This window comes from Hymenobacter tenuis, from assembly GCF_054780495.1.
Map to the genome: position 1 here is coordinate 811,585 of NZ_BAAGWF010000001.1, position 17,438 is coordinate 829,022.

General features: G+C 56.8%; 12 protein-coding genes. 5 read left to right on the plus strand and 7 right to left on the minus strand.

The features are described from left to right. Positions 1–52: 52 nt before the first annotated feature. Positions 53–4,627, plus strand: a complete 4,575-nt coding sequence (gene porU2, locus ACYVGU_RS03550; protein WP_460620927.1) for a putative type IX secretion system sortase PorU2 — start codon at positions 53–55, stop codon at positions 4,625–4,627. A 154-nt stretch (positions 4,628–4,781) separates the two neighbouring features. On the opposite strand, the gene ACYVGU_RS03555 is transcribed toward porU2, so the two are convergent. The 3 genes from ACYVGU_RS03555 to ACYVGU_RS03565 form a co-directional block, all read right to left on the minus strand. Continuing rightward, positions 4,782–5,267 (minus strand): dihydrofolate reductase, encoded by a 486-nt coding sequence (locus ACYVGU_RS03555; protein WP_460612437.1) that lies wholly within the window; start codon positions 5,265–5,267, stop codon positions 4,782–4,784. Between the two features lie 99 nt (positions 5,268–5,366). Further along, a complete protein-coding gene (gene fmt, locus ACYVGU_RS03560; protein ID WP_460620928.1) occupies positions 5,367–6,329 on the minus strand; it encodes a methionyl-tRNA formyltransferase in 963 nt (320 codons plus the stop codon). Positions 6,330–6,380: 51 nt separating this feature from the next. Continuing rightward, on the minus strand, positions 6,381–7,640 hold the full coding sequence (locus ACYVGU_RS03565; protein ID WP_460620929.1) for an exo-beta-N-acetylmuramidase NamZ family protein: 1,260 nt from the start codon (positions 7,638–7,640) through the stop codon (positions 6,381–6,383). 51 nt (positions 7,641–7,691) lie between these two features. Here ACYVGU_RS03565 and ACYVGU_RS03570 point away from each other — a divergent pair, with 51 nt between their 5' ends. Continuing rightward, the gene (locus ACYVGU_RS03570) at positions 7,692–8,906 is read left to right on the plus strand and encodes an ABC transporter permease (protein WP_460620930.1); all 1,215 of its coding nucleotides are present in this window, start codon (positions 7,692–7,694) and stop codon (positions 8,904–8,906) included. Positions 8,907–9,017: 111 nt separating this feature from the next. Here the strand turns inward: ACYVGU_RS03570 and ACYVGU_RS03575 are convergent, their stop codons facing one another. After that, positions 9,018–9,707 carry an aminotransferase class III-fold pyridoxal phosphate-dependent enzyme gene (locus ACYVGU_RS03575; RefSeq protein WP_460620931.1) on the minus strand — a complete coding sequence of 230 codons (690 nt, stop codon included), beginning with the start codon at positions 9,705–9,707 and terminating at the stop codon, positions 9,018–9,020. 218 nt (positions 9,708–9,925) lie between these two features. Between ACYVGU_RS03575 and ACYVGU_RS03580 the strand changes: the two genes are divergently transcribed. Together ACYVGU_RS03580 and ACYVGU_RS03585 are read left to right on the plus strand one after the other, a co-directional pair. Next, the gene (locus tag ACYVGU_RS03580; RefSeq protein WP_460621991.1) at positions 9,926–11,035 is read left to right on the plus strand and encodes a 2Fe-2S iron-sulfur cluster-binding protein; all 1,110 of its coding nucleotides are present in this window, start codon (positions 9,926–9,928) and stop codon (positions 11,033–11,035) included. 219 nt (positions 11,036–11,254) lie between these two features. Beyond that, positions 11,255–12,994 carry a M3 family oligoendopeptidase gene (locus tag ACYVGU_RS03585; protein WP_460620932.1) on the plus strand — a complete coding sequence of 580 codons (1,740 nt, stop codon included), beginning with the start codon at positions 11,255–11,257 and terminating at the stop codon, positions 12,992–12,994. A 300-nt stretch (positions 12,995–13,294) separates the two neighbouring features. On the opposite strand, the gene ACYVGU_RS03590 is transcribed toward ACYVGU_RS03585, so the two are convergent. Beyond that, a complete protein-coding gene (locus ACYVGU_RS03590; protein ID WP_460612430.1) occupies positions 13,295–13,885 on the minus strand; it encodes a hypothetical protein in 591 nt (196 codons plus the stop codon). Between the two features lie 352 nt (positions 13,886–14,237). On the opposite strand from ACYVGU_RS03590, the gene thiL reads away from it, so the two are divergent. Then, on the plus strand, positions 14,238–15,260 hold the full coding sequence (gene thiL / locus ACYVGU_RS03595) for a thiamine-phosphate kinase (protein WP_460620933.1): 1,023 nt from the start codon (positions 14,238–14,240) through the stop codon (positions 15,258–15,260). A 160-nt stretch (positions 15,261–15,420) separates the two neighbouring features. Here the strand turns inward: thiL and ACYVGU_RS03600 are convergent, their stop codons facing one another. Next, a complete protein-coding gene (locus tag ACYVGU_RS03600; RefSeq protein WP_044002587.1) occupies positions 15,421–15,795 on the minus strand; it encodes a hypothetical protein in 375 nt (124 codons plus the stop codon). Positions 15,796–15,934: 139 nt separating this feature from the next. Beyond that, a complete protein-coding gene (rlmD, locus tag ACYVGU_RS03605; RefSeq protein ID WP_460620934.1) occupies positions 15,935–17,344 on the minus strand; it encodes a 23S rRNA (uracil(1939)-C(5))-methyltransferase RlmD in 1,410 nt (469 codons plus the stop codon). Positions 17,345–17,438 lie beyond the last annotated feature (94 nt).

The window sequence follows — 17,438 nt, forward strand, 5'->3', positions numbered from 1 at the left end:
GCAGCTCTCTGCAGCCTTTACCTTCCTCATCGGAACCCTAACGCACTACTATATGAAACAGGCTTACCCGAAGTTACGGTGGCTGGCGTTTCTGCTCTGGATTTTCAGTATTTCGGTTGCGCAGGCCCAGTCTGGGCCGTTTGGCAACGAATGGATTGTGCCAGGGCAGCAATATTACAAAGTACAGGTAGCCCAGAATGGCATCTATCGGCTCGACTATCAGTACCTGCAGCAAGCGGGCATCAGCGGCGTAAGCCCCGACCGCCTGCAGCTGTGGCGCCGCGGTAAGGAAGTGGCCATTTATGTGGGCGGCAACCAAACCGCTCTCGATGCCACTACCTACATCGAGTTCTTTGGCCAGAAGAATGATGCGGCCTTGGACCGGGGTATGTACCGGTTGGCCGCCGACCAGCCGCAGCCGTTGTACAGCATGTTCACCGACACAGCCGCGTATTTCCTGACGTGGTCGAACGCCGCTACTGGAAAGCGTATGGCGCAGTCGAATCCGGCGGCCTCGGCTCCGCACCCACACCGCCTGAACCGCGCCTATCAAGCCTACACCAATGCCTTCAACGTTATCAGCGACGAAGACAATATTTACCATCCGTGGGCAGAGGAGGGTGAGGGCTTTCTGAGTGCAGATCAAGCACTGTTTTTCACCCAGAATGGCAGTTCTACTCCTACGGTTATCAAGCTGAACGTGCGGGCTGATTCTGTGTGGTCGGTATCTACGGATGCTACTCGCATGCTGCTGGATATTCAGTTGGTAGGTTCCAGCATGGGGCAGCACATATCGGAGGTATCGGTGGTGGCCCCCGGTGGTACACGCGTGCTCGGAACCATCAACTTCTCCAACTTTGGGTCGGGCCGTGGCATGTTTCCGCTGCTACCCTCTGACCGCACGGGTAGCCGTATTCAATTGAGCATCACGCAAAAAGGCTCGGGCCTGCGTGCCGCTTGGGGCGACCGGTGTCGGGTGGCCTTCACGCGCATCATACATCCGCAAACCAACCGCTGGCTGTCCAAGCGCCGGCAGGTGTACTTCTCCAACGACTCTTCCCTAACCGGCCCGGCGTACTTCCAGCTCGATTCTATTCCGGCTACCGTCCGCGGTTTTGATATTACCGATGCCTATAATGTGCAGCGGGTTGAAGGCAATGAAGGACCTAGTGCTAGCCAGCGCGGATTTGGCTTTGCCTCTGCTACTGATGGGCGCACGCGCAATCTTCTGCTCTTCGATATCAGCCAGCCTCTGCAGCCCCGGCCCGCCAAACGGGTCCGTTTCCGGTCGATTTCGCCCGGCGCCCATAACTTCCTAATCGTGTCGCACCCCGTGCTGATGAAGCCGGTAGGCAGCGTAGCTAATCCGGTGCGGGCGTATGCTGATTATCGGGCCTCCAGCCAGGGCGGCCGCTGGGATACCCTGGTGGTTACCTCCCAGCAGCTCTACGACCAGTTTCACTACGGCGAGATGTCGGCGCTGGCGGTGCGGCAGTTTGCTCAGTTTATGCTCACCGGCTCCAACCGGCCCCAGTCGTTGCTGTTGCTAGGCAAGGGCATTGGCGTAAGCGAAAACAACTGTGGCTTTATCCGAACCAGTCCTAATACATTCGGCTGTAACAGCGCTAACCCGGTGCGTAACCTGGTGCCCGCCAGCACCCGAGGCATTTCCGATGCCTTCTTCACGGCAAACTGGCAGACCAACGATTTTGTGGCCCGCATGAACACCGGCCGCCTTTCTACCCAGACGCCTACGCAGGTGCTCAACTACCTGAACAAGCTAAAGGAACATGAAGCGCTGGGCTACGAGCCGTGGCGCCGGAATGTATTGCATATGTCGGGCGGCCGAGGTGCCGAAGAAGATGGTGTGTTTACGAGCTACGTAAACACCTATGCAGCGTACGTGCAGAAACCGCCCTTCTCAGGAAAAGTGGTAAAAACCTACCGCCGCTCCGATTACCCCGGCACTGCTCCCGGCGATACGCCTCCGCTGAACCTAGCCGCCGACTTCAATGCCGGTTTGTCGTTCATCTCCTATTTTGGTCATGGTGGTCCGCATAACCTGATGTGGAACATTGCTAACATCAACGATGCTACCACTGGGTTTGCCAACAAAGGCAAGTATCCGGTGTGGTACATCAGCGGCTGCTCGGCGGGCAACTCGTTCCGCGGGCCCACTTCATTTGGCGGCGAGGATTACCTGCTGGCTGATTCCAAAGGCCTTATTGGGTTCCTGAGCGATTCGGACCTAGGCTTTGAGACTGACTTGCACGTGATGCACACTGAAATGGCCAAACTGCTGTTTTCGGACGCTATGTGGTATGGCCGGCCGGTGGCCGAGGTGCAGCGCGAGGTAACTCGGCGTCTGCAGGGCAACAGCCCCCGCCCAACGGCCCGCACCGCTATGTTGATGAACACCATCTGGCAGGGTGACCCGGAGCTGAAATTGTTCTCGCCGGACAAGCCAGACTTCCAGACGGCTGACAACCAGTTGCAGGTTTCACCCTCACTAGTGCCCATCACGGCCCGCACGTTTGAGTTGAAAGTGGGCGTTAGTAACCCCGGCCGCAGCACGAAAGGCACGCTGGAAATTCGGGTGACGCGCACCTATACCAGCCGGCCGAACGAGATACTGCTGTTCTCGGTGCCTCAGGCCCGCCGCGATACTACGTACACTCTCACCATCACGAACCCAACTACAGGGAGCAGCATTGCGGGCCTGAATACGTTCACGGTGGAACTGGACCCAGCTAATAAGATCGACGAGCTAGATGAAACCAACAACCGCGCAACCCTGGAGTATTCGTTCCTGACGGGCGGCGTTACAGCGCTTAGCCCGCCGGAGTTTGGCATCATAGGCACCACCGTGGTGCGCTTGGTTGGCCAAAGCAACGTCATCACGACTACTGCCCGGGAATATGACATGGAAGTGGATACCGTTCAGACGTTCAACAGCCCCCTGATTCAGAAAACCAAGCTCTCGGCCGTGATGGTGCCGGAGTGGCAGGTAACGCTGCCTACGGTAGGCCGCGACAGTGTGGTGTGGTATTGGCGCTTGCGTCTGCATGCTGCCCAGGGCGATGAAAGTCCCGAGTGGGCCACTAGCTCCTTCCGAGTGATAAATGGCCGCTCGGGCGGATGGTCGCAGAGCCACCCCGGCCAGTTCCGCCGCGACGAGCTGAGCGGCATACAGGTGGCCGTGCCCGGTGGGCAATGGTCTTTCAATAATAATGGGCAGGAAGCTACTATCACCTCTACCCGCATTGGGCCGGCCCGCGAGTGGCAGTCCCTCTTCCATACCATCCGGACAACTACCTCAAACAGCTACACGCTCCGTCTTATTGGCATTGATGAATCGGGAAATGAGGTAGTACTGAATCCGAATATCACCAACCGGACCGAGTCGTTGAGCAGCGTTTCCGCCGAAAAGTATCCGTATCTGCAGTTGCAGGCTGTATTGCGCACGAATGGTGGAGGCGCTACTCCGCAGCTGGAGCAGTGGCTAGTTACTTACCAGGGTGTGCCGGAAGGGGTTGTGCGCCGCGATGTGGTGTTAGCCACTTCACCTACTGCATACGATGCCGCTACCTTCGCCCAGCAGGCCCAAACGGGTACCATCACGGTACCGGTAAGCTTCCAGAACGTATCGGACTTCGACTTTACGGATCCGCTGGTGGCTTCCATTCTCATCCGCGACAATGCCAACCGCACCGTGGAGAAGAAGGTGGAGTTTAAGGGCAATCCGCTGCTAGCGCACACCCAGCGCACCTATGAGGTGAAGTTGAACATCATTGGGCTGGGTGGAACCCTGACCGGACAAGTAGTGATGAACCCACGGGTGCAGCCCGAGTTGTACTACTTCAACAACGAGCTGGCACTGCCGCCGTTTGAGCTGAACAGCCGTGATACGCCACCCACGCTTGATGTGGCATTCGATGGCCGGCACTTACTCAACGGCGACATCGTATCGCCGACGCCTATTATTACCTTGCAGCTGCGCGATGTTGATAAGCTGCGGCCCATGCGCGATGCCTCGTCGTTTATCGTGGCCATCACACGACCGCTCAGTACCACCTCCGAACCCGTTGACCTAAATGCGGCGGGTATTACGTTCGTGGCCGACTCTGCCCAGGGAACTGCCCGACTGGAGTATCAGCCTGGCAAGAGCACGCCGCTGCCGGATGGGGTATATACCTTGGAAGTGCAGGGCCGTGACGGCTCGGGTAACCTAGCAGGCTCCGAGCCTTACCGCATCACGTTTGAGGTAATCAGCAATTCTACCATCACCAACGTATTCCCGTATCCAAACCCCGTCACGAGCAAAACCAAGTTCGTGTTCACGCTCACGGGCTCCACGTTGCCGCGCGACATGAAAATCCAGATTGTGACGCTAACCGGGCGGGTGGTGAAGGAAATCATGATGGCGGATCTGGGCCCGTTGCGCATCGGTAACAACATGACCGAGTACGCCTGGGACGGCACCGATACCTACGGCGACCGGCTGGCCAACGGCACCTATCTGTACCGGGTAATTCTCGACGACCCAGAAGGCAAATTCAAGCAGCGTACCACCGCTGGCGATAAAGCCTTCAAAAAGGATTGGGGCAAGCTGGTATTGCTCCGCTAAGCCAACCCATCTGACAAAAAGAGGCTACCGGATTCGGTAGCCTCTTTTTTATTGCATACAAGTCAGTCAGAAAGCCAGCTAGTGTGTCGTGTCTGCAGATAGTGCTGCTTTCAATCGGTTTGGGCTCTGGCAAGAGCTAGTAAAACCAGGATGCTTACCGGCGCCGCAGCGTTACGAAGCTGAACGGATAGGCGTGCTTTTCGTCGGGTTCGTGTCGCTCCCGGCTTTCCTCACGCCACTCCGTAGAGGTGAGTTCTGGGAAGGTGATGTCGCCGTCGAAGGAGTGATGCACCTCGGTTAGGTACACAGTATCGGCAGCGGGCAAGGCCTGGCGGTAAACTTCGCCGCCCCCAATGATGAAGACATTCTCATCGAGCGTGAGGGCATGTTCTAAAGCCTGCAGCACTGAGTGCGCCGTAGTGCAGCCCTCGGTCTGCCAGTCTTGCTGCTTGGTGATGACAATGTTGGTTCGGTTAGGCAACGGCCGACCGATACTCTCATAGGTGCGTCGCCCCATAACCACAGGGTGGCCCTGCGTGAGCTGCTTGAAATGTTTTAAATCCAGAGGCAAGTGCCAGAGCAGGCGGTTGTCGCCCCCAATTACACCGTTCTCGGCCACGGCTACTACTAGGGCAGTCATAGGGTTGAAGGGCTGATGCGTGATAAATTATGAATGAGTAAGCACAGTTGCTACCCCTGCGCGGCGCTCTAACCGGCAAACCGCTTGGGTAGGGTTTAGTTAGCCGGCAAGGCTAGTAGCATTGAACCCGCGCAGAAACTCCTGGACCGGCATGCGCTTTTTGCCTTCCAACTGCACATCAAGCAGGTCGAGTAGGCCATTGGCCGTTTGCACGCGCAAGTAGGTGCGGCCATCCGTAAACCACTTGCCGGGCTGGTTCGCATCGGGGCCGCTGGCTTCCTCGTCATCGAGGGGTAGTGCCTTGAATACTTTCAGGGTGCGGCCATCGGGTAGCTGCGTGAAAGCGGTAGGAACCGGCGACAGGCCCCGTACCAAGTTGGCCAGTGCCGGCGCCGACTGCTGAAAATCAAGGCGGCCGGTTTCCTTCTGGAGCTTAGGCGCCGGGCGCAGCTCAACTATTTCTGGCTGCGGAATGCTGGGTGCCGTGCCAGCGGCAATGGCCTGCACGGAGCGCAATGCTAGCGCAGCACCGGCTGCTTTCAGCTTTTCGTAGAGCGAGCCAAAGTCATCTTCCGGGGCAATGGCCACGGCATCCTGATAGATGAGGTTCCCCGTGTCAATTTCGTGGCGCAGGAAAAAGCTGGTTACGCCCGTCTGCGTATCGCCATGAATCAGGGCCCAGTTGATAGGAGCGGCCCCACGGTATTGCGGTAGCAGGGAAGCATGGACGTTAATGGAGCCTAGCCGCGGCATATTCCAGACGGCTTCGGGCAGCATCCGGAAGGCCACTACTACCTGCAAATCGGCGGACAAGGCGCGTAGCTCCTGCTGAAACTCCGGATCCTTGAGGTTGGTGGGCTGGAGCACGGGCAGCCCGTGATGCAAGGCCGCCTGCTTCACGGCAGACCCCTGTAGCTGCCGTCCGCGGCCGGCGGGCTTATCGGGCGCCGTAATGACGGCCACCACCGCAGCCCCAGACCACGAGAGCAAGGCTTCCAGGGTGGGCACGGCAAATTCCGGCGTACCCATGAAAATGATGCGAAGAGTAGATGTATCAGCCATGCAAAGAAAACAACACGCCCCGACCGGCGGGGCGTGTTACTAGGGTAGAGGTTAGTTGAAATCGGGGTAGAGCAGGTATTTCTTCCGCAGCGCTTTGTACTGGCCCAGCGCCGGCTCCCAGGATTTCCGGATTTCCTGCTCTGTTTTGCCTGCAATAATCTGCTGGCGCAATGCTGCAGTACCCACCAAGCGCTCAAATCCTTTGTTAAAGAAGTTGGCCTTGTCGGTGCTTTGCTGGTAGAAATCGAGCAGGTAGCGTAGTGTGAAGCCTACGTCGTCGCCGGTTTGGCGCAGGTCTTGGCCGTAGCAGAGCTTGCCGTTCTGTGGAGGGGTAGGGGAACCGGGGTTCGGCGTTGGGGTGAAGCTGAACGGCCGGGTTTTGGGCTGGGTGGGCGCTCCAATTACCTCAAACGGCATGGCAGTACCCCGGCCCACACTTACGTCGGTACCTTCAAACAAACACAGGCTAGCATACAGCGAGACGGAGTGCGCAGTAGGCAGGTTAGGCGAAGGCCGGTCGGGAAGATTATACCGGGTAGTGTGGGTGTAGCCCGCCACCGGAATAACCGTCAGGCGGCATTGGCGGCCACCGGCCAGCCACTTTTCGCCGTTTATCATCTGAGCCAGTTCGCCCACCGTTAGGCCGTGCACCACCGGAATGGGGTGCATGCCCACGAAGGTCTTGAACTGCGGCTCCAGCACAGGGCCATCTACATACCAGCCGTTGGGGTTGGGACGGTCGAGGATAATAACCTCCTTATTCTGCTCGGCTGCGGCCTCCATCACGTAGTGCATGGTGCTGATAAAGGTATAGAAGCGGGCTCCTACGTCCTGAATATCAAACACCAGTACGTCCACATCCTTCAGCATTTCGGGCGTAGGCTTTTTGGTGGCTCCGTACAGGCTAAGGGCGGGCAACCCACTGCGGGCATCTTTGCCGTCTTTGATGGTTGCGCCATCGGCGGCTTCGCCCCGGAAGCCATGCTCGGGCCCAAAAATAACTTTCACGCCTACCCCTTTAGCCAGCAATGTATCTACTAGGAAAGCCCGGCCTACCCGAGCGGTTTGGTTGACCACCAGGCCCACGCGCTTGCCTTTCAGCAATGGCAGATACGTGTCAAACTGCTCGGCCCCCATGCGCAACTCCGCGGCCGGCAGCACTACCTGGGGTGGCGAGGTGACCGTCTGGCGCAAAGGCGCTGGGTCAGAAGGAGGGGGAGTAGCCTGCCCAGAAGCGGTTTGGGGTGGCCGGGTGCAGTCAGCGAGGAGAAGGGCGAGGCTCAGGAGGCCCGAAGAAAGGAAAGACGGCATGGAGGAAGCGAAGGACTGGAAAACTAACAGGATTCGTCTAGCTTTACGCCAGTGAACGTCTCAAAGTACATATCTAACAAGATTGACAGCGCCGACGCAGGTTCGTTTACCTCGTCGGTGACAAAGATAGCCATCATCAGCATTGCCATGGGTTTGGCCGTGATGGTGGTGTCGTTTGCTATACTGGAGGGCTTTCGCAACGAAATTCAGAACAAGATTTTCTCGTTTGGCTCTCACCTGCAAATCAGCAAGTACGATACCAACAATTCAGTGGAGGTAGAGCCCATTAGCTCTCCTAGGCTTGTGCAGGAACTGCGCCGTAACCCGCAGGTGCAAGGCATTCAGTCGTTTGCCCGTAAAACCGCCATCATCAAAACCAAGGATGAAGTGCTGGGCGTGGTGCTAAAAGGAATTGACGAAAAGGCCGGCCGCTCCACGATGCGCCAGAATATGGTGGCCGGGCAGTTTATCACCTTCGCCGATTCGGCCGCCAGCAACGATATTCTGGTGTCGCGCAAAATTGCAGATAAGCTGAACCTGAAACCCGGCGACAAAGCGCTGTTCTATTTTATTCAGAATCCGCCGCGGGTGCGGCAGTTCACCATCAAAGGCATATACCAAACCGGCCTCGATGAGTTTGATGAAGCCTACGTTATCGGCGACATTGCCCAGATCAGGGACCTGAACGCCTGGCCCGACTCGTTGGTGGGCGGCATGGAGGTGACGCTCAAAGACTTCACTAAGCTAGACCCCATTGCCGATAATCTCTACGAAAACCTGCGCTACGACCTGAAGCTGGACAAAATCACAGACCAGTACGCGCAGCTCTTCGACTGGCTGCAGCTGCTGAACCGCAACGTGGTTATCTTTCTGATTCTGATCATTTTCGTGGCAACCTTTAATATGGTAGCGACGATTTTCATCATGATTCTTGAGCGCACCAACATGATTGGCGTACTCAAGGCTATTGGCGCGACCGATAACCAGATTCGCAGCATGTTCTTTTTCCGGGGCCTGAGCCTCACGGTACGCGGCATGCTCTATGGCAACCTCATCGGATTGGGTTTCTGTGCCATCCAGTACTTTTTTCACCCGATTCCGCTGGACCCCGAGAACTACTACATGGACCGCGTGCCAATCCATTGGGACCCTTTTATTATAGTGGTGCTGAACGCCGCCACCTTTGCTACCTCGCTGCTCGCGGTCCTGATTCCAACCTATCTAATTTCCCGCATCAAGCCAGTAGTAGCCATCAAGTTCGACTAATTGGGTTTGGGTTAGAAGCCTGGCTTTTACAAAAAATACTAGCCCTTCCAGAAGCAGAAAGCCCCGCACTAGCAGTAGTGCAGGGCTTTCTGCTTCTGGAAGGGCTAGTAGCTATGAACTCAGCCAGCGGCTCTGCAGAATAAGGTTTGGGTCGGGGCAGAGGGCGGCCCATTTCTCGCGTTCTGCTGGCAAGGCTACGCCGGGGAAGTCGCCTTCCAAGCCCAGCGTATCTGAGAGCACCTGGAAATGAAGGTGTGGGGGCCAGTCGCCGTTTTCAGGGGCAGGGCCAACTTCCGTGAAGGTTTCGCCTTTGGCGATGGACATGCCGGGACGCAGCAGCAGGGTTTCGCGGCGGCTGAGGTGGCCGTACAGCGTATAGAAAACCGTGTCTTCGAGCTGATGCTGCAGAATCACAGTGGGGCCGTAGTCGCCGAAGTTGTCGTTATCCTGAACGCTGTGCACTACGGCTTCCAGCGGGGCGAGTACGGGGGTGCCGGCGCGCAGCCACACATCCACCCCCAGGTGCAACGAGCGAGAGGGCAGGGCTTCATCACCAAAAAGCGGGCTGCGGCGGTAGATTACACGGTTTTCGAGGTAACCGCCTACTCCGATATGGGCGTCTTGGGCAGCTAGCAGCCGCCCCACCAATTCCTCAAACGCCGCGGTATCGCGCAGGTCGGCATTGGCAAGCAACGGGTTGGCGCTGGTAAAATCAAGCCGGGCCACGTCGGGCGCATTCAGGTCAACGGGTAATACGGGGCCGAATTCGTGTTGGTGTCGTTCGAGAAGTTGGGCAAGCATGCAGGAAGATAGGTTGGGTTGCAGGAGAGGGGTAGGGCCGAACAGAGGACAGTGCCCAGCGGTTACTAGGCCAGCCAAACAGGTAAGCCGGTGCGCGGTCAATATTTTATACGTGACTTCAACGAGATGCAAGCTACGGCGTACGCCACATTATCCTGTATTTTTGCCCCTTGCCTGCTGCCACTCAGCAGTTCTTCCTGATTCCAAGTTTCGCCTCCATGAGCAGCCCGTACCTTACGCTTAACGTTGTTGAGCTCACCCAAGAAACACCTGATGCCGTTACTATTCATTTTGAACGCCCTGACCGTCAGGTTATAACCAGCCAACCTGGTCAGTTCCTGACCCTGATTCTGCCCTGCGGAGCCGGGGGCAAGAAGGAGCGCCGCGCCTATTCTCTGAGCAGCACGCCCAGCGAAGCGCCCCGGCTGGCCGTAACGGTAAAGCGGGTGGCTGGTGGCCTCGTAAGCAATTATCTGCTGGATACCGTGCGGGTAGGGCAGCAAGTGGAAGTGATGGCGCCGCTCGGCAATTTTGTTCTTTCGCCGCAGCCAAACTCAGCGCGCTCCATTGTGCTGGTAGGTGCCGGCTCGGGCATTACGCCCCTGATGAGCATGCTGAAAGCGGTGCTGCGCGAAGAGCCCCAGAGCCACGTGCTGTTGGTATACGGCAACCGCAACGAGGAATCAGTAATTTTTGCTAAGCAGCTGCAGCAGCTGGAGCAGCAGTACGCCGGCCGTTTTCAGGTAGAGCACGTGTTTAGCCAACCGCTGAACCCCACTGCCGGCCACCGGCACACCGGCCGCCTCAACCGCACTATGCTGCTCCGTATTCTGGAGCAGCGCCACCAATTCCCAGCCCCACAGGCCGAATACTACCTCTGTGGGCCCGATGGCATGATGCTGGAGGCGCAGGCAGCACTAGAGCTACTAGGGGTGCCAAGTGCCCGAATCCGCCGGGAAAGCTTTGTGGCCGCAGCCGATGCTACGGAAACTGCCGCAGCGCAGCCCAACGGGCACGGCGACGTATCAGTGGCCGACGACGACAGCCAAACCCAGGCCCGCACCGTTACCATCAACTACGAAGGCTCGGAGTACCAAATTGCGGTGGCGCCGGAAGAAACCATTCTGGAAGCCGCACTAAATCAGGATATCGACCTGCCGTATTCCTGCCAAGCCGGCTTATGCACTGCTTGCCGCGGCAAGTGCCTTTCCGGAAAAGTGCATCTTGATGAGCGCGAGGGCCTTTCCGATGCTGAACTGAAACAAGGCTACGTACTGATTTGCGTTGGGCATCCGCTCACCAACGACGTCGTTATTGAAATAGACTAGGAACCACTTTCTGAGGCAAGAGGGAAGTAGCCGTACCGGAAAGCGTATCATGCAAGTGGAACTACCGCAGGCAGGAAGCTGCTTTGCTGCCCCAACTGAACAGTTGGCGAAACCTTGTACCTTGTGTGTTACTACATAATTCTAACCCACGGAGCCTGTTTGTAGTACTAGTCTTTTTGGGCCGAAGCGTGCGCGGCCTCCCTTTTTGTTGATCTGATTATGACTTACTCTGCCCCTGCCGCCGAGCTGGCAACTGAAACGCAGCGCCCGCCCCGGTACTACCTACCTGAAACCTTTACAGTTACTGACTGGTCGGCCATTGAGCCGCACTTTATTGAGCTCCGTGACCGGCCCATTCGCTCTGCCGAAGAGCTGGAGCAATGGCTGCTGAATCGGTCGGAGCTGGAGGCAGTGCTAAGCGAAGATTTGGCCTGGCGCTACATCCGCATGACGTGCGACACGCAGGATACCGCCCGCGCCGATGCTTTTCAGTATTTCGTTAGCGAGATTGAGCCCAACGTAGCTCCCTACGACCATGCGCTCAATGAGAAAATGATTGGCTCGGAATTTCTCAGCGAGCTAGATCCGGCCCGTTACCGCGTATTCACGCGCTCCGTGCGGCAGGCCCTGGAAATTTATCGGGCCGAGAATATTCCGCTCAAAACCGAAATCAGCACCAAGCAGCAGCAGTACGCCGCCATTGCCGGCGCCATGACGGTTACCCTTGATGGGGAGGAAATGACGTTGCCGCGCGCTGCCGACCGCCTAAAAAGCCCCGATCGTACCGTGCGGGAAACCGCGTGGCACGCCATTCAGGAGCGTCGTTTGCAAGATGCGAAGCCCCTGGATGCCTTGTTTACTGAACTCATTGGGCTGCGTCACCAAGTAGCGTTGAATGCTGGCTTCGCTAATTTCCGCGACTATATGTTCGCGGCGCTAGGTCGCTTCGATTACACCCCCCAGGACACCTTTGATTTTCATCGCGCCATCCGCGAAACGGTGGTGCCGCTCATCGATGACCTGGACTTGGAGCGCCGCCAGGACCTAGCCCTGCCCGAGCTGCGTCCCTGGGACCTTGATGTAGATGTATCAGGGAAGGCTCCGTTGCGCCCGTTCGAAACCGGCGAGGAGCTGCTGGAAAAGACCGTAACGGTCTTTGACCGCCTCGACCCCTTCCTGGGTCAGTGCCTGCGCACTATGCGCGAAATGGGCAACCTCGATCTGGAGTCGCGTAAAGGCAAGGCGCCGGGCGGTTATAACTACCCACTGGATGAAACGGGGGTTCCGTTCATTTTTATGAACGCCACCAGCTCCCTGCGCGATGTGGTGACCATGCTGCACGAAGGCGGCCATGCCGTGCACAGCTTCCTGACGCGCCGCTTGCCCCTCAGCGCCGATAAGCACCCGCCATCAGAAGTAGCTGAGCTGGCTTCCATGAGCATGGAGCTAATCAGCCTCGACCATTGGAATGTGTTTTTTACGGACGAGGATGAATTGCGGCGGGCCAAGAAAACCCACCTGGAAAGCGTGCTGGAAACCTTCCCGTGGGTGGCCACCATCGATAAATTCCAGCACTGGGTATATGAAAACCCAGAGCACACGGAGCAGGAGCGCCATGATTGCTGGACTCAGATTTTTGATGATTTCAACCAGCGTACCGTTAGCTGGAAAGGGCTAGAGCACATTAAGCCCTATATGTGGCAGAAGCAGTTGCACTTGTATGAAGTGCCCTTCTATTACATTGAGTACGCTATGGCGCAGCTGGGGGCCATTGCCGTATGGCGCAACTATCGCCAGAACCCCAAGGCCGCTCTGCAGGGCTATCAGCGGGCATTGGCGCTGGGCTATACGGCCCCAATTGGCGAAATCTATGCTGCTGCCGGTATCCGCTTCGATTTCAGCACGGAGTATCTGCGTACCCTCGCAGATTTTGTGCGGGATGAAATGGCCAAGCTGTAAACGCACGTTGCTCCTGAGCAAAAAATAGAAGAGGCGTCCGGAGTTATCCGGACGCCTCTTCTCATATCATAACCTAGGCGTATAAAAACCGCTGACGAAAAATGAGTTGGAAGGAATAGGCAAATAAGGTGGCGGTAACACCCACATGATCAGAACAGGGCTGCTAAGGTTGCGTCAGTAGACAATAAATAGGCAACTATCTGATTTTGAGTAGGAAAATTTTCAGATTTGGTGAACTCAAGCAAAAAAGGCTAGGCCACAACATCGGGCCTAGCCTTTTCTAAGTAGGAGCCAGTTTGGCTAGTTTTGAAGCGTGAAGAGGGGTAGGGGCTTGAGTTTGCGGTACTTGCTGCCCAACTGCTCTAGCTCAGCCGTATGGAGCTGCAAGTAGTTGTTGAAGCGGTTGGCCGCCTGATCGTAGCGCACGCGAAAATTGACCAACTCGGCATCCGCCGTCTGAATCCGGTCGGTGAGAAGTTTGACTGGAGCAAGCGGCTCACGATCAGGGGGTAATGCCACGGCATATACAGCGCGCAGCAACGAGTCCTGGGCCGCATCATAGGCATCAATCAGATTTGATGCTGCCATCGTCTGCTGATCGTAGCGGCGGCGGGGCAGCCGGTCGTTGGCATACTGAAGCTGCGCCAGCTGGGTACGGTCGGTGCCAGGTTGGGTTGTCAGTTCCCGCAGTAGGTCCCGGGTATCGCGCATTTTAGCATCATCTGAGGCCTGCATTTCGCTCCAGCGGGCTTCCACGGTATCGCGCAGAATATCCAGCTGCACCTTCACGGCCTGCGCCGAAGCCGGATCAATAGCTTTGGGTGTTCGGTTGCAGCTCACTACGGTGGCCAGCATAACTAGTAGTAGAAAATAAGAGGCAATGCGCTTCATGCAACTAAGTAGGTAAAAGGAAGTGTAGGTACGCCAACGCATTTTCTTTAAAAAACGCTCAACATCCAAGCCCCGAAACGGCCAAAGTACTGCCACTTTCGGCCGCTAGGCATCCGAGAAACACAAAGGGCCGCTAAGGCAACTTTGTTTACATGGCGGGTTTACTAGGGTGGGCTGTGCCTCAAACCTGCCTGAATACGTAATGAATTCAGCTTGCTAACCGGTTTTGAGTTGAAAAGAGCCTAGCAGCTGTACTTTCCGCTGGCCCCTTACCTTTGTAAGCTGATTGGGCGGGCGCAGCGTAACGGCACTGCCTGCTAATTAGGATACCCCCACAACTTTTTGTGATACCATGACGCCTCTCGATAAAGTAGGTGAGTTTGGACTAATCCGCCGGATTCAGGACACAGTACAGCTCCGCCAACCCAGCACTATTCTCGGCATCGGCGATGATGCCGCTATTCTGGCCCCTGAGGCCGGGCAGGAGCTGGTCATCAGCACCGATTTGCTGGTAGAAGGCGTGCATTTCGACCTCACCTTTTGCCCCCTGAAGCACCTAGGCTACAAAGCTGTGGCCGTAAACGTGTCGGACATTGCGGCCATGAACGCTTTGCCCACGCAACTAGTGGTAGCGTTGAGTATTCCGGCCCGCTTCACGGTAGAGGCTGTTGAGGAGCTATACGAAGGCATGCGCTTGGCTTGTGAAGCGTACAACGTGGATCTGGTAGGCGGCGACACGACCAACAGCCGGAGCGGCCTGACCATCGGCATCACGGCGCTGGGGCAAGTAGCGGCTGGCAAGGCCGTACGCCGCAGCGGTGCTGGCCCCAACGACCTGTTGTGCGTTACCGGCGACCTAGGCGGTGCCTTCCTCGGCCTGCAAATACTGGAGCGCGAAAAGCAAGCCTGGCAGGCCGACCCCGAAACTCAGCCTGAGTTAGGCAAATACCCTTATGTGCTCCAGCGCCAGTTGCGCCCCGAAGCCCGCATGGACGTAATTCATGAGCTGCGCGACCTGGGCGTAGTGCCCACCAGCATGATTGATATTTCCGATGGCCTAGCCTCTGAGGTGCTGCACTTGTGCCAGGCCAGCGGCACCGGCGCGCGCATTTTCTCCGAGAATCTGCCCATAGCCAACCCCACGCTGGAGGTAGCCGAAGAGTTTAACCTCGACCCCATCATGTGCATGCTCAACGGCGGCGAAGACTACGAGCTGTTGTTCACTGTGCCACTGACCGACCACGCCAAACTCAAAAACCACCCCGATATCACCATCATCGGTCACATGGTAGAGAAAAGCGAAGGCGCCAACCTCATTTCCAAATCAGGCCAGCCTATTCCGCTGCGCGCCCAGGGCTTCAACCACTTTGGGTAAATAGTAGCCCTAGTACTGCCATACGCGCCAAGCTATTCGCGGAGAAGGTGCAAAAAAGGTAAGCCCTTGCTGCTCATGGAGGCGGTAAGGGCTTACCTGATTTTAGGGGCTAGTAAAGTAAGAGGATGTTTCCAGCGCAACTTGTTACTATGGGTTTAAGCTAATCCTCGGGGTAGGGGATGTACACGAAGTTGGTGAACTCCTCATCCAGTACAAACAGGCAGCAATACTCATCGGCATCGCGGTAGGTGCTCTGAAAGGCTTCGATGCCATCCTGCCCCACAATACCCTGCTGCACAAACAGCTCCAGGTAGCTGGCAAACACGTGCCACTCCAGGTTCAACTCGTCGGCATTGATCAGCAGGCCACCCAGCGGCACCTCCTGGCGGGCAAACACGAAAATGGGGTACTTTGAAATATCCCGCTTACGGATCTGGGAGGAAGCCTCGCTTAGCGTATCAGAAACGGTAGCAAAGTCCTTGGTGATGGTGCCAAGGTATTTGCCGTTCAGTTCGGGGTCGTTGGTGTAGTCCATATATGATGAGATGAGTCTGATTATTCGTCCTGTCATTCTGAGCGCAACGAAGGATCTTATTATGTTGCAGTGCTATAGTGTAGTGCCTTATCGCTCTGTCATGATAAGGTCCTTCGTTGCGCTCAGGATGACAGAAGAGTTATTTTAACTCCAACAACACCACATTCTCTACGTGGTGCGTGTGCGGGAACATATCCACGGGCTGGACTTTCACGACCTTATACGCTTCATCCAGCAGTTCCAGATCGCGGGCCTGTGTGCCGGGGTTGCAACTGACGTACACGATGCGCGGGGCGCGCATTTCAAGCAGGCGGGACACTACATCAGGATGCATGCCAGCGCGGGGTGGGTCGGTGATGACCACGTCGGGGCGGCCGTGCTTGGCAATGAACTCGGCGTTGAGCACATCCTTCATGTCGCCGGCGTAGAACTCGGTGTTGGTGGTGCCGTTGATTTCAGAGTTGATGTACGCATCCTTCACCGCCGACTCCACATACTCTACGCCCACTACGTGCTTGGCCTGCCGGGCCACAAAATTGGCAATGGTGCCGGCCCCGGTGTAGAGGTCGTACACCAGTTCTGTGCCGGTTAGCTGAGCGAAGTCGCGGGTGATTTTATAGAGGTTGTAGGCGCCTTCGGAGTTCGTCTGGTAGAACGATTTCGGCCCAACGCGGAAGCGCAAGCCTTCCATTTCCTCGTGAATGTGCGGCTCGCCTTTATAGCACACCACCTCCAGGTCGTGGAAGGTTTCGTTGCCCTTATCGTTGAGCACGTAATTCAGGGACGTGATTTGCGGGAAGCGCTCACTGATGAAGTCCAGGAGCGGGAACAGCGCGTCGTGGGCGTAGTAGCACTGCAAAATCACCATCAGGTCGCCGGAGTTGGCCGTCCGGATGATGAGGTTGCGCAGGAAGCCCTCCTGGGTTACGAGGTTGTTGAAGGGCAGATCGTGCTCGTGCGCATAGTCGCGGATGGCCAGCCGAATCTGATTGCTCGGGTCTGGCTGCAGCCAGCAGTGGTTTACATCCAGAATTTTATCGAAGCGGCCGGGCGTATGGAAGCCCAGCACACGGCGCTCGTAATCGTGGCCACTGTTGATCTGCTCGTTCGTCAGCCAGCCGTTGTGGCTGAAGGTGTACTCCAGCTTGTTGCGGTAGTAGGTCTGGTCGGGCGAGGCCTGAATGGGCAGGATTTCAGGCAGTGCTACCTTGCCAATGCGCTGCAACGTATCGGCCACTTGCTGGTGCTTGAACTGCAGCTGGGTTTCGTAGCCCAGATGCTGCCATTTGCAGCCGCCACAGGTGCCAAAATGCTCACAGAACGGAGTTACGCGCAGGTCGGAATACTTATGGAAGCGCGTGGGCACGGCCTCCAGAAAGTTCTTCTTGGCTTTGGTCACGCGTAGGTCAACCACGTCGCCGGGAGCTACCTGCGTCACGAAGATTACTAGGTTCTCGCGGCGCACCAAGCACTTGCCCTCGGCCACCATGTCGGTGATTTCGACTTCGCGGAGCAGCTCCGCCGGAATGTTTTTTACTGATTTCCTCACAAGCGCAAAGGTAATCACGGATTCAGACGGATTTCTCGGATTTCACGGATTTGCTAGGGCAAGGCGGCGGATAAAGCCCGGACTGCATACTAAG

Bases quoted from the DNA above. Each gene is read 5' to 3' on its own strand.
- porU2 (WP_460620927.1), top strand. From the start codon at position 53: ATGAAACAGGCTTACCCGAAGTTACGGTGGCTGGCGTTTCTGCTCTGG.
- ACYVGU_RS03555 (WP_460612437.1), bottom strand. From the start codon at position 5,267: ATGACTGCCCTAGTAGTAGCCGTGGCCGAGAACGGTGTAATTGGGGGC.
- fmt (WP_460620928.1), bottom strand. From the start codon at position 6,329: ATGGCTGATACATCTACTCTTCGCATCATTTTCATGGGTACGCCGGAA.
- ACYVGU_RS03565 (WP_460620929.1), bottom strand. From the start codon at position 7,640: ATGCCGTCTTTCCTTTCTTCGGGCCTCCTGAGCCTCGCCCTTCTCCTC.
- ACYVGU_RS03575 (WP_460620931.1), bottom strand. From the start codon at position 9,707: ATGCTTGCCCAACTTCTCGAACGACACCAACACGAATTCGGCCCCGTA.
- ACYVGU_RS03580 (WP_460621991.1), top strand. From the start codon at position 9,926: ATGAGCAGCCCGTACCTTACGCTTAACGTTGTTGAGCTCACCCAAGAA.
- ACYVGU_RS03585 (WP_460620932.1), top strand. From the start codon at position 11,255: ATGACTTACTCTGCCCCTGCCGCCGAGCTGGCAACTGAAACGCAGCGC.
- ACYVGU_RS03590 (WP_460612430.1), bottom strand. From the start codon at position 13,885: ATGAAGCGCATTGCCTCTTATTTTCTACTACTAGTTATGCTGGCCACC.
- thiL (WP_460620933.1), top strand. From the start codon at position 14,238: ATGACGCCTCTCGATAAAGTAGGTGAGTTTGGACTAATCCGCCGGATT.
- ACYVGU_RS03600 (WP_044002587.1), bottom strand. From the start codon at position 15,795: ATGGACTACACCAACGACCCCGAACTGAACGGCAAATACCTTGGCACC.